We start from the raw sequence: 12,232 nt of genomic DNA on the forward strand, positions 1-12,232 counted from the left end.
CATTATGATCGTAGAACTTAGAGGTGTAGAGTTTCATAACAAGGGTGCTGAGCTTATGCTCTTTGCAATTTTAGAGCAAGTAAAAAAGAGATTTCCAGACACCATATTTGTAATGGAAAAAACAAAAAATGCACCAATACATAAGCAACGCGAAGTTGGTATTTATACAAAATTTGAGATTGAAAAGATACGTAATAGAGGTATAGCAATAGGAAAATTAATGGGCCTGGTTCCAAAAGCGATACGCAGAAACAAAGGCTATATACTTGAAAGTGAAATTGATGTAGTTTTAGATGGTTCAGGCTTTGCTTATGGTGATTATTGGGGTTATAAAAATGCCAAGTATCGTCTATCAAGTAAGATTGTAAAGTGGAGAAAAGAAGGGAAAAAGGTGATAGTGCTCCCTCAGGCTTTTGGTAAGTTTGAAGATAAGAACATCCAACGTGAAATGAAGATCATCATTGAAAATGCAAATTTAATTTTTGCGCGTGATGAGTATTCTTTAAAATACTTAAGGGGAGTAAAAGTTAATGATGCTAATACGTTTCTGAAGCCAGACTTTACAAATTTAATAACCGGAGTTGTCCCCGCTACTTTTGATGCTGATACAATGGAAGTTGCGATTATTCCTAATAATAAAGTTGTAGAATCCGGAGTTTTTGCAAGCAGACAAGAGTACATAGATTTTCTTAATAACTTATGTAAAATAATTAAGGAAAAAGGAAAGAAACCCTTTTTCCTGATACATGAAGGAGTAAAGGATTTAAGGCTAGCTGAAGCCGTTAATGAGCAATATAATGCAGATGTTAAAATTTTAATAGAAGACAATTCTTTACATGTTAAAGGAATAATTGGTAAATCGCAGGCTGTAATTACTTCCAGGTTTCATGGTTTAGTAAGTGCCTTAGCTCAGGCAGTGCCATGTTTATGTGTTGGATGGAGTCATAAATATGAGGCCCTTATGCAGGATTATAATTACGCAGACGGCCTTATCGGCAAGAAAGATTTTGAGACTGATAATCTTAAAAATAAAATAAATATGATTTTGGAAGATACTTCAAGAAACAAGATTATTGAAAATCTGAAGGCTATGTCTGCAAAACAGAAAGAGCTTTCTAAACAAATGTGGAATCAGGTATTTGAGGTGTTAGAAAAATAAAAGCATGTTCAGCATAATCATTCCTTTATACAACAAGGGTAGTTATATACAAACTACAATTGAATCGGTCTTAAAACAAACACTCTCAGATTTTGAGATCATTGTTGTTAACGATGGTTCTACTGATGATAGCTTAGAACGTGTTAAATTTGTACACGACGAACGGGTAAAGGTTTTTTCAAAAGAGAATGGCGGTGTATCTTCTGCACGTAATTATGGAATTGACAAAGCTAAATATGATTTAATAGCCTTTTTAGATGCAGATGACGTTTGGGAGCCGGATTATCTTATGGAAATGAGTCTCTTGATAAATAAATACCCTCAATGCGGTATGTATTCTGCTAATTATGAGGTTATTTATAAGAACAAAAGTGAAATAGAAATTGATGACATTGGTGAGGGTGTGGTTGAAGACTATTTCAAGGTTTGTCTTAATAAGATCATCTCCTGGACCTCTGCAACAATTGTACGAAAAGAAGTATTTCAAAATGTTGGAGGGTTTCCGGTTGGAATGGTTGCTGGCCAGGACACCTTTATGTGGGCAAAAATAGCTGATAAATATCGCCTTGCCTTTACCCCTAAAGTGCTTGCAAAATATAATTATATACATAGCGGCATCAGGTTGCGCACAGATAAGCTTGATACTTGTAAAGAAACCTGGTTTGACCTTTATAAAGAAGGAGACTTTTACCGAAATGAATACCTTGCACGCAAAGGGCTTACTGTAGCTAAACGTTATGCATTGGGTTTATATAAAAAAGAGAGCCGAAACCTATTTAATAAATTCAAGTACACAAAGCTATATAAAAAGGAGTTTTACACAGTTAAAACTTTGGTCAGCTGCCCGTCTTGGCTGATAAATTTATATAAACGAACATTTAAGTTTTACATGGACTTTAAAATCCGTTATTCTAATGCTTAATAAGTAAGGATACTTTGTTCGTGCTAAATAAAATTGTTATATATTAATAATGCAAAGAAAAACTGAATCCAAGTTTACGGTCTTTAACACAGTGCTGATGTTGCTTTGTGTGACTAATGTCTTGGAGCTGTTTTTACCCCGGGATGAAACTACAAATTCTTTTATCCGGTTGCCTATACAGTTAATTCACCTTGGCATTATTGGTTTAATGTGGCGTAGCATTTTACTAAAAAAGCGAAACTGGAATCAAGTAACGGTAAATACAGCTTTATTAGTGTCAATAGTGGTTATATACATTATCGTTTTCATTTTCGGAGATGAAAGCGTACCGTTATCAGCTTACTCGCAGTACATAAGAACTATAGAGTGGTTATCAGTCTTGATTTACTTTTACGAAAGTTTGTTAAGATACTCGCTTAACCTTTTTTTAATGCGCTGGTATATTATAACATATATCATATCTGTTTTAAAACAATTACTTGAGGCATCTTTTTTTGATCGTGAAAAATTGGGTGGAGGAGATACGGCCTCATTTCCATTATTGTTCCTTATCCCTTTGATATTAATGTGTTTTTATGAAAGGTGGAAATCTGTAGCGATTGGATTTGCATGCATACTCATAATGATATCATTGCGGCGTACCACAATAATTGGTTTAGCGCTTTGCTTACCCTTTATTTTTAGCTATCTGAAAACTAAGTTGAAAAGTTACGAGGTAATTGGATCTATAATAGTGATCATTATAGCAGTTGGGTTTGCCTGGTCAAAATTTGGCGACTCACTCGTAACGAGGTTTGATGAAATGTTTCAAGGGAGAGATGACGGCTCCTATGGTTCTGGACGAAGTGATTTTTATACTTTAGTTTGGGAAACATGGATTAAAGGCAATCTATCACTCTTGTTTGGGAACGGCGTATTTGGGGTTCGGAAGCTATTATTAGCGAAGTTCAGTATTATACATGCACACAACGACTACCTTGAAATTGCATATACATTCGGTTTGCTGGGATTAACAATTTGGTTTGGATTTATTGTAAGTATATGGCGAACAAAGGCTTTGATAAAGAAATATAGCCCTACAAACTTAAATATATTTTATATCAACTTCATATCATTCATTATTATCACTTTGGCATCTGGTTGTTTATTGCGAGTTACTACGATACCGTTTTCGATGGTGGTTGCGATTTTATTATATGAAGTAAGAAAAGGAAAGCGCCTAAAGAAAGAAGGAGAGCAACAGCAGCTGGCCCTCAAGTATAATACAGCTATGCAAAATTAGTAAAATCAGATAAATGGGATTTATAAAATTCGTTTTGCAAGACTGGAAAGCGAACCAAGGAAACACAAAAGGTCGAATAGTTACTTGTTTTTTCAGGATTGCCAACTTTGTCAAAGGAAAAAAAATTCTTAAAATATTATTTCTGCCGTACCTGATTTTTTATAAAATAATATTTGAATGGATTTTAGGTATGGAAATACCTTACGACACTACGATCGGAAGCGGATTTCAAATATGGCACATTCAGTCGATTGTAATTAATAAACATACTATAATCGGCAAAAATCTGAAAATCAGGCATTGTTTAACTATTGGTAACAAAGATGGAACAAATATTTGCCCTGTGATTGGGGACAATGTTGATATTGGGGCAAATGTTTGCCTTATAGGGGCGATTACTATTGGTAATAACGTGAAAATCGGAGCAGGATCTGTGGTAGTCAAGAGTATTCCAGCCTTTTCTGTTGCTGTTGGTAATCCGGCTAAAGTCATTAAAAGTGAATTTCAGGCGGATGTATAATTAATAATTACACGTAAGATTCAGTTAATTTAAAATAATGCCGGCCAAAATCCAAAGGAATGATTTTATTAGTTTTGCACGTGGATTTGCAATATTAACTATTGTATTTTATCACTACATAATAAAAACCGTAGGGCTGCCGGGAGTTGTAATTCAACTTGCTAATCTTGGTGGTGGCGGCGTCCATTTATTCATATTTGCATCAGGTTTTGGACTCACATTTTCGTCTTATAAGGGATATTTTTCCTTTTTAAAAAAACGGTTCGTCTCAGTATTGATTCCCTATTATGTTACTATTGTTTTAATTTTTTGCCTGAGCATTCTATTTAAAGTATATATGCCAAGTTGGCCTGCTTTCTTAAGTCATATTTTTCTATATAAAATGTTTATAGAAAAATATGTAGGAAGTTATGGTACCCAATTTTGGTTTATTTCTACAATAATTCAATTTTACTTACTCTTTCCCTTGATTAAGGCTTTTACAGTGAAATTGAAACCATTACACGCTTTAACCATATCTCTTTTATTATCATTATCATATAGTTTGATTGTAGCTATACTTGGCTATAGTTCATTAAGGGTTTGGAATAGTTTTTTTCTTCAGTATTTATGGGAATTCGTTTTGGGAATGGTTGTAGCGCAAACGGGCCTTTTAAATCACATGGAGAAGATTAAAAATTGGCTGTGGGTGTTAGGTTGCTTAATTTCCTATTTAATCATGTTTGTCATGGTTAAGTATTGGCCATTTTACGGTAAAAACCTTAATGATGTATTTTCATTTGCAGGATATTTCTGTGTTGCTGTATTGGCATATAAAATGGCTAGTTCAATTGATGTGGTAAAGAAAGTAATATTTTGGGTGACCGGATTTTCTTATGCTCTTTTCCTGATTCACATGCTGGTTTTCAATATTAACGCCAAATTTGTGTTTGATACTATATACCTGAAAAGCATCATCATCATATTCTTGCAATCGCTTTTATTAGCATGGATATACAATTTTCTCCTAACGTTTATTTTATCAAGGTTAAAGCCATAAAAGCTAATAATCATCATTATATAAATTCTAAATACCTTAAACACATCAATAAATGAAAATATTAATAACCGGTACTGCGGGTTTTGTAGGATATCATTTAACTGAACGTCTAATATTGGACGGACATCAGATAGTGGGTATTGATTCTATTAATGATTACTATGATGTCGGGTTAAAGTTTGGCAGATTAGAGGCCTCTGGAATACCAGCTGATCAAATTGAATATAATAAAGAGGTGAAAAGTGAAAAACATAATAATTATCGTTTTGTAAAGCTGTTACTTGAAGATGAAGACGCAATTAATGATTTGTTTAAAAAGGAATCATTTGATGTAGTTGTTAACCTGGCAGCACAGGCAGGTGTTAGGTATAGTTTAGAAAATCCGCATGCATATGTTAAAAGTAACGTTTCGGGCTTTTTAAATATACTGGAAGCAAGCAGAAAATATAAAGTGGGCCATTTAGTTTATGCGAGCAGCTCAAGTGTATATGGTTTAAATAAAAAGGAAGTATTCTCAACAGATGATCCGGTAGATCATCCTGTATCTTTGTATGCAGCTACAAAGAGAAGTAACGAATTAATGGCACATGTTTATAGTCACTTATATCAGTTACCTGTAACTGGCCTTAGATTCTTTACAGTATATGGACCATGGGGGCGCCCAGATATGGCGCCTATGTTATTTACAAAAGCCATACTTGATGGGAAGCCAATATCTGTATTTAACCACGGGGATATGAGGCGGGATTTTACTTATGTAAGTGATATAGTTGAAGGAATTGTATGCGTTATCCCTAAACTACCAAAGGATCAGGCAAACAATTTTGAAGTAAATCCCCTTCCATCCAATTCTTCTGCTCCCTTTGCCATATATAATATTGGTAATAATTCACCCGTACAACTCATGGATTTTATATCCATATTGGAGGATGAATTAGGGATACCAGCGGTAAAACAATACTTACCGATGCAAGCAGGAGATGTATACTCAACTTATGCTGATGTAAGCCCGCTGATAAACGAGGTAGGATATAAACCTAAGACTTCATTGAAAGAAGGTATAGGTGAATTTGTAAAATGGTATAAGGAGTTTTACATCAAATAAAAAATCCTCTGTTTATATTATATTAATTAATTTTTATAAGTATTTCAATGGGTATAAGTGATAAAAGATCGGTAATATTTTATGCGCCAATCGGTAGCACTATCAAGGGATATAAAAACGGAGGTGCCGAAGCAGGCTGCCGCAAAACTATGGCAGTATTACAAAGTGCAGGTTATAAAATAATACTTATTGAAAAGCCAGCCAGAAAGTCATTTTCTAAGTTGGGTGGATTAATGTTCATTTTTACGCTATTAAGCGTTTGGATCAAATCTGTATCGATTTTTCTAAGGAATAAGCATAGTGTGTTTCATGTAGCAGGATTTTATCTAAATCAGATTTATTTTGAAAACCTGCTCATAAAAACAGCAAAGTTTATAGGTATTAAAACCATATACGAGATACGCAATGGTGGAATGATAGAGGCTTATAATGAGGGAGGTAGCAGATACAAAAAGTTTATGCTATCCACTTTAAAAAACGCTGACCTAGTATTATGCCAAGGACTGGATTATGTAACCTTTATACAAGATCATCTAAATAAACCATCAGTATATTATCCTAATTATATCCTTGACAAATATATCTCTGGAAGTAATCCTGTCAGACGATTTGACCAAATACAACTTGTTTACTTTGGGCGTGTTGTACCCGACAAAAATGTTGATTTCATTATTGAGGTATGCAACGAGTTAAACATTAAAAAAATGCCCTTTCACTTAGATATCATAGGTGGATACGAGCCCAGTTACCATGAGCAGCTTACTCAGCGTATAAAGTATTATAACCTTGACAATGCCAGAATAAAATTTCATGGAAGAATGGACTTTGATATGATTTACACATACTTAAAGCAAGCCCATTTCTTTGTATTTCCATCAAAAGAGAAACGGGAAGGCCATTCTAATTCTCTTACAGAGGCTATGGGAGCTGGTTTAGTACCTGTGGTAAGTACTGCCGGTTTCAATGAAAGTATAGTTGGTGAAAGTAACTTAGTAGTTAAGGAGTTTGATGCTAAGCTTTATGCAAAGGTTATTTCAGATGTGTGGGAATCCGGTCAATGGCAAAACTACTCAGATATGGTATACCATCGGGTTATCAACAATTTTACAGAAGATATTGTTAAACATTCATTGCTTAATGCATATCAAAACATATAGATATTCTTAAGATGCAAGTAACAGATACCAATGTAGTGGCAAATGTGGATACTATAAAAATTTTAAATATAGATATCTGTAATATCTCAAAAACAAACCTATTGAAACAACTGACAAGTGGAGTTTTGGTGACCCCAAATGTTGATCACTTGGTAAAATTACAGTCTGATCGAAACTTTTATGAGTGTTATAAAAATTCTGATTGGATAATTTGCGATAGTAAAATAGTAAATCTTGCAGCAAAATTTTTGGGTAAAAGCTTTTATGAAGTTATACCTGGTTCATCTTTGCTTCCGGCATTTTATAACTTTCATAAGAACAATAAGAATATCAGGTTGTTTTTGTTAGGAGCTGGGCCAGGTATAGCCGATATAGCAAAAGTTAATATTAATAATAAGGTTGGATGGAATATGGTTGTAGGGGCACATTCTCCTTCTTTTGGATTTGAAAAGAATAATGATGAATGTGAAGAAATTATAAATATAATTAATTCTTCTGGCGCAAATGTATTGGTTGTAGGCGTTGGGGCTCCTAAACAGGAAAAGTGGATAATGAAATATAAAGAAAGACTGAAAAGTATTGATTTGTTTATGGCATTGGGTGCTACAATAGATTTTGAAGCCGGTACTATAAAAAGGGCTCCGCAACTTCTTCAGACATTACATCTTGAATGGTTATTTCGTTTGTCTAAGGAACCTGGCCGGTTATGGAAAAGGTACCTTGTAGAAAGCCTGCCTTTCTTTAATCAAATTATTAAGCAAAAATATAACACTTATAAGAATCCATTTGCAGATGAGATCAAACACAGTTAAATTTTTTCTGACACTAATATTCGGTTTGAATTGTGTTTTATCAGTAGATGCACAGAACACACCAATTGATGGAAGTGCTACGGTTGAAACCGTAAACTTATATCGCAATCTTCTTAATCTGCCGAAAAACAAAATCATGTTTGGGCATCAGGATGATATTTCCGCTGGAGTAGGATGGAAAAATCTCCGAAATAGATCAGACATCAGAGAGCTTGTTGGAGATTATCCGGCAGTATATGGTTTTGATTTAGGTTACCTCGAACTTGGTAAAGAAACTAATGTATCAAAAGTGTCTTTTGCAATGATCAAGGAATATGTAAGTGAGGTTTATCAGAGAGGTGGAATCATAACTTTTTCATGGCATGCTAATAATCCGGTAAACCCGGCAATGTGGGTAAAAAGTAAAAGGGTTAAAAGAACGGTTGGAACAATTTTTTCTGATCCGAATGTTTTAAAAACTTATAACGAATGGTTAAATAGACTGGCAAACTATTTTAATGAGCTTAAAGACGATTCGGGCAGGCCAATACCTGTATTATTCAGGCCCTTCCATGAAAACACTGGTAGCTGGTTTTGGTGGGGCAGAAATAGCTGTACTCCAGAGGAGTATGTTAAACTTTGGCGTTATACGGTAGATTATTTTAAAGCGCATAATGTACATAATCTTTTATATGTGTATTCTACAGGTACTTTTAAATCTGAAAGCGACTTTTTAGAACGTTATCCTGGTGATAACTATGCCGATTTGCTTGGGGTTGATATATATCAGCAGGAAAGTAAAACTGGTATTGAAGATGATGCCAGCAGCGCAATTTCAAGCAGTAATTTCAAAAAGCGGGCTTTACCGATGATAACCATGTTAAAAAATATTGGGGTAAATAAAAATAAGCCGTATGCACTTACTGAAGTTGGATTTAAAGCAGTACCTTCAAGAAACTGGTGGACGCAAACGCTACTCCCTCTTGTTAAGAACTCTGGACTGTCTTATATCTTTTTATGGGGAAATTATAGCGCGACAAGCTTTTGGGGCGTATATAAAGGTCAGGTAAGTGCTGATGATTTTAAGCGTTTCTATCAGGATCAGGATGTCATCTTTCAAAACACCGTTTCCAAATTAAAACTTTATCAAAAAAAGCAGTAAATTTTAATTGTTTTTAACAAATTGTTAACTTTTTTACGAAGGTTTGAAGTTGTCTATTGCTTTGTAAAAAATAATACAATATTTTAGGGTGTTTTTTATTATTATTGCAAATTGCTTAGAAAGAAGTACTTGCAATGATTAAAAAATAGTTATCAGGTTTTGTCTTATATCCCCTCCTTAGATGGTTTGAAAAGGATATCATTTTAACAGTGCTTACAACTCATATTGGGTTGGATATTATCGCCAGGGGAGTAGATATTTTGTGGGGCTTTTGGCCAGCAGTATCAAAGTAACTCAAGTATTTGTATAACATGATTTGCAGCTAAGTAGTAAACTATCAATATGGAGTTATGCTGTACTCTGAAAGAAAACAATTTTTTTTTCAGAAACAAATCTTACTATACAATGGCAATTAATGGATACCCGGAAAGCAAGTTTAACACTTTCAGTATCTCCATTAAAACAGATAATTGGTTAGTCAAATATTGATTGTAAGATAATAGTATTAAAGCAACTTACAATTAGAATTATTTAGATATTAATTTAATTTGTAAGTAAGGTAATAAGTATAAGCGTGATTTAATTGTTATTATTGTATGCAATAATTAAACAGTAGAAATACTTAAGTTGTTAATTAAGTGTAGAGGTTATTATTGAAATTCACTTAAAATTGGATGGAAAAAAACTCAAAAATATATATTGCGGGCCATCGTGGGATGGTGGGATCTGCCATATATCGTGAATTGCAGAGGGAAGGATTCAATAACCTTATTACAAAAACGTCTAAGGAGCTTGATCTTCGTAACCAAGAGGGAGTAGCAAGTTTCTTTGCGGAAGAAAAGCCTGAGTATGTTTTTTTGGCAGCGGCCAAGGTTGGAGGTATAATTGCTAATGATACTTACCGGGCAGAGTTTTTATATGATAATTTACAAATACAGAATAATATAATCCATAACTCCTATCTAACTGGAGTAAAAAAATTAATGTTTTTAGGGTCAAGTTGCATTTACCCAAAAATGGCACCTCAACCATTGAAAGAAGAATACTTGTTAACAGGGCCACTTGAATCTACCAACGAATTTTATGCGATAGCAAAAATTGCGGGCATCAAAATGTGCGATGCTTACCGCGATCAGTATGGGTGTAATTTTATTTCAGTAATGCCAACCAACCTGTATGGCTATAACGATAATTATCACCCCCAAAACTCACATGTTTTACCTGCATTAATCCGAAGGTTTCATGAAGCTAAAGAACAAGGGCTTCCAAATGTTACCATTTGGGGTAGCGGTTCTCCGCTCAGGGAGTTTTTATTTGCAGATGATTTGGCAGAGGCTTGCGTATATCTGATGCAGGATTATAACGAACCGGGTTTGATCAATGTCGGGACTGGGAAAGACATATCAATAAAAGAGCTTGCCCAACTTGTTAAAGGCATCGTTGGCTTTGAAGGGGACATATTATTTGATACCTCTAAGCCAGATGGCACACCACGCAAACTTATGGATGTAACTAAACTGCATAGTAAGGGGTGGACACATAAGATTGAACTAACTGAAGGGATTGCTTTAGCTTATCAGGATTTTCTAAGTAAAACAAGCGTATACAACACTAACTAACTAACTTTCTTTGTAACAGGTTAAGGTTACCAAAAAATAGTACAAAATATCAACAAGAAATACCATTTATTTTATGACTAAAAAGATTACCAATATTTGCTGTATCGGCGCTGGCTACGTTGGTGGACCAACCATGTCTGTAATTGCACAGAAATGCCCAGACATAAAAGTAACTGTAGTAGATTTAAACCAGGCCCGTATTGATGCCTGGAATGATCCTGATACTGAAAATATACCAGTATATGAGCCAGGATTAGATAAAGTTGTAGCCGAAGCCCGTGGAAGGAACCTGTTCTTTTCAACCGATGTTGATAAGGCTATTGATGAGGCCGAGATGATTTTTATCTCTGTTAACACACCTACAAAAACTTATGGTTCTGGCAAGGGTATGGCGGCAGACCTTAAATATATTGAGCTTTGTGCACGCCAGATTGCTCGTGTTTCTAAAACCGATAAAATAGTTGTTGAAAAATCAACTTTACCAGTTAGAACTGCTGAAGCCGTAAAAAGCATTTTACTGAACACCGGTAATGGTGTCAATTACCAGATACTTTCAAATCCTGAGTTTTTAGCGGAGGGCACAGCGATAGAAGACCTGCATGCTCCAGACCGTGTACTTATCGGGGGTGATACTACCGAAGAAGGGCAAGAAGCTATTCAGGCTTTAGTAGATGTGTATGCAAGATGGGTTCCAAGAGAGAGAATCCTTACTACCAACCTTTGGTCTTCAGAGCTTTCTAAATTAACAGCGAATGCATTTTTGGCACAAAGGGTATCATCAATAAATTCACTGTCTGAATTATGTGAGCATACTGGTGCTGATGTATCTGAGGTAGCCCGCTCAATTGGTACCGATAGCCGCATCGGCCCTAAATTCTTAAAATCTTCGGTAGGTTTTGGGGGTTCTTGTTTCCAAAAAGACATTTTGAATTTGGTTTATATAGCCAGGTCATACGGCCTGCGCGAAGTTGCCGATTACTGGGAGCAAGTGATCATTATGAATGATCACCAAAAGCGCAGATTTGCCAATAAGATTGTAAAGACCTTATATAACACCGTATCTGGTAAAAAGATCGCGTTTTTAGGATGGGCTTTCAAAAAAGACACTAATGACACCCGTGAATCTGCAGCTATTTATGTTGCCGATGACCTGCTGCACGAGCAGGCTGGTATAGCGGTTTATGATCCAAAGGTTCCGGAAAGCCAGGTTTATGAAGATTTGAATTATCTGAATTCAAGGCCAGGTGATATAAACAAGCAACTGGTAACTGTTATTACAGATCCGTATGAGGCTTGTAAAGATGCACATGCTATTGCTATACTTACCGAGTGGGATGAGTTTAAAGATTACGACTGGCAACGTATTTTCGACAATATGAAAAAGCCTGCATTTGTATTTGATGGCAGAACCTTACTTAACGTTAAACAACTTAGAGAAATTGGCTTTAAGGTTTATACCATAGGCAGGGAGTAGTT

11 protein-coding genes are annotated in these 12,232 nt (G+C 35.1%); all 11 read left to right on the forward strand.

From position 1 onward, the window contains the following. Window positions 1-4 precede the first annotated feature (4 nt). The 11 genes from ACFQZX_RS15095 to ACFQZX_RS15145 all read left to right on the forward strand — a co-directional run bounded on the left by ACFQZX_RS15095 (window position 5) and on the right by ACFQZX_RS15145 (window position 12,230). Window positions 5-1,159 (forward strand): polysaccharide pyruvyl transferase family protein, encoded by a 1,155-nt coding sequence (locus ACFQZX_RS15095; protein WP_377116855.1) that lies wholly within the window; start codon window positions 5-7, stop codon window positions 1,157-1,159. Window positions 1,160-1,163: 4 nt separating this feature from the next. Then, window positions 1,164-2,081 (forward strand): glycosyltransferase family 2 protein, encoded by a 918-nt coding sequence (locus tag ACFQZX_RS15100; protein WP_377116857.1) that lies wholly within the window; start codon window positions 1,164-1,166, stop codon window positions 2,079-2,081. A 49-nt stretch (window positions 2,082-2,130) separates the two neighbouring features. Further along, window positions 2,131-3,363, forward strand: a complete 1,233-nt coding sequence (locus ACFQZX_RS15105; protein ID WP_377116859.1) for an O-antigen ligase family protein — start codon at window positions 2,131-2,133, stop codon at window positions 3,361-3,363. Window positions 3,364-3,376: 13 nt separating this feature from the next. After that, the gene (locus tag ACFQZX_RS15110; protein WP_377116861.1) at window positions 3,377-3,883 is read left to right on the forward strand and encodes a serine O-acetyltransferase; all 507 of its coding nucleotides are present in this window, start codon (window positions 3,377-3,379) and stop codon (window positions 3,881-3,883) included. A gap of 37 nt (window positions 3,884-3,920) precedes the next feature. Continuing rightward, the gene (locus ACFQZX_RS15115) at window positions 3,921-4,922 is read left to right on the forward strand and encodes an acyltransferase family protein (RefSeq protein WP_377116863.1); all 1,002 of its coding nucleotides are present in this window, start codon (window positions 3,921-3,923) and stop codon (window positions 4,920-4,922) included. A 52-nt stretch (window positions 4,923-4,974) separates the two neighbouring features. Continuing rightward, window positions 4,975-6,027: an NAD-dependent epimerase gene (locus tag ACFQZX_RS15120; RefSeq protein WP_377116865.1), complete on the forward strand. Its 1,053-nt coding sequence runs from the start codon at window positions 4,975-4,977 to the stop codon at window positions 6,025-6,027. Window positions 6,028-6,074: 47 nt separating this feature from the next. Continuing rightward, entirely contained in the window at window positions 6,075-7,184 is a 1,110-nt protein-coding gene (locus ACFQZX_RS15125; protein ID WP_377116867.1) for a glycosyltransferase family 4 protein, read from the forward strand. An 11-nt stretch (window positions 7,185-7,195) separates the two neighbouring features. Further along, entirely contained in the window at window positions 7,196-7,996 is an 801-nt protein-coding gene (locus tag ACFQZX_RS15130) for a WecB/TagA/CpsF family glycosyltransferase (RefSeq protein ID WP_377116869.1), read from the forward strand. After that, window positions 7,977-9,137, forward strand: a complete 1,161-nt coding sequence (locus ACFQZX_RS15135; RefSeq protein ID WP_377116871.1) for a glycoside hydrolase family 26 protein — start codon at window positions 7,977-7,979, stop codon at window positions 9,135-9,137. Before ACFQZX_RS15130 ends, ACFQZX_RS15135 begins: the two co-directional genes overlap by 20 nt. Before the next feature lie 674 nt (window positions 9,138-9,811). After that, on the forward strand, window positions 9,812-10,756 hold the full coding sequence (gene fcl, locus ACFQZX_RS15140; protein WP_377116873.1) for a GDP-L-fucose synthase: 945 nt from the start codon (window positions 9,812-9,814) through the stop codon (window positions 10,754-10,756). 73 nt (window positions 10,757-10,829) lie between these two features. Further along, window positions 10,830-12,230 carry a UDP-glucose 6-dehydrogenase gene (locus ACFQZX_RS15145; RefSeq protein ID WP_377116875.1) on the forward strand — a complete coding sequence of 467 codons (1,401 nt, stop codon included), beginning with the start codon at window positions 10,830-10,832 and terminating at the stop codon, window positions 12,228-12,230. Window positions 12,231-12,232 lie beyond the last annotated feature (2 nt).

Source organism: Mucilaginibacter litoreus, from assembly GCF_042676805.1.
GTDB lineage: Bacteria > Bacteroidota > Bacteroidia > Sphingobacteriales > Sphingobacteriaceae > Mucilaginibacter > Mucilaginibacter litoreus.

What these genes read in the sequence shown, in the direction of transcription:
- ACFQZX_RS15125 (WP_377116867.1), top strand. Translation starts at nt 6,075, where the DNA reads ATGGGTATAAGTGATAAAAGATCGGTAATATTTTATGCGCCAATCGGT.
- ACFQZX_RS15095 (WP_377116855.1), top strand. Translation starts at nt 5, where the DNA reads ATGATCGTAGAACTTAGAGGTGTAGAGTTTCATAACAAGGGTGCTGAG.
- fcl (WP_377116873.1), top strand. Translation starts at nt 9,812, where the DNA reads ATGGAAAAAAACTCAAAAATATATATTGCGGGCCATCGTGGGATGGTG.
- ACFQZX_RS15105 (WP_377116859.1), top strand. Translation starts at nt 2,131, where the DNA reads ATGCAAAGAAAAACTGAATCCAAGTTTACGGTCTTTAACACAGTGCTG.
- ACFQZX_RS15100 (WP_377116857.1), top strand. Translation starts at nt 1,164, where the DNA reads ATGTTCAGCATAATCATTCCTTTATACAACAAGGGTAGTTATATACAA.
- ACFQZX_RS15110 (WP_377116861.1), top strand. Translation starts at nt 3,377, where the DNA reads ATGGGATTTATAAAATTCGTTTTGCAAGACTGGAAAGCGAACCAAGGA.
- ACFQZX_RS15130 (WP_377116869.1), top strand. Translation starts at nt 7,196, where the DNA reads ATGCAAGTAACAGATACCAATGTAGTGGCAAATGTGGATACTATAAAA.
- ACFQZX_RS15120 (WP_377116865.1), top strand. Translation starts at nt 4,975, where the DNA reads ATGAAAATATTAATAACCGGTACTGCGGGTTTTGTAGGATATCATTTA.
- ACFQZX_RS15135 (WP_377116871.1), top strand. Translation starts at nt 7,977, where the DNA reads ATGAGATCAAACACAGTTAAATTTTTTCTGACACTAATATTCGGTTTG.
- ACFQZX_RS15145 (WP_377116875.1), top strand. Translation starts at nt 10,830, where the DNA reads ATGACTAAAAAGATTACCAATATTTGCTGTATCGGCGCTGGCTACGTT.
- ACFQZX_RS15115 (WP_377116863.1), top strand. Translation starts at nt 3,921, where the DNA reads ATGCCGGCCAAAATCCAAAGGAATGATTTTATTAGTTTTGCACGTGGA.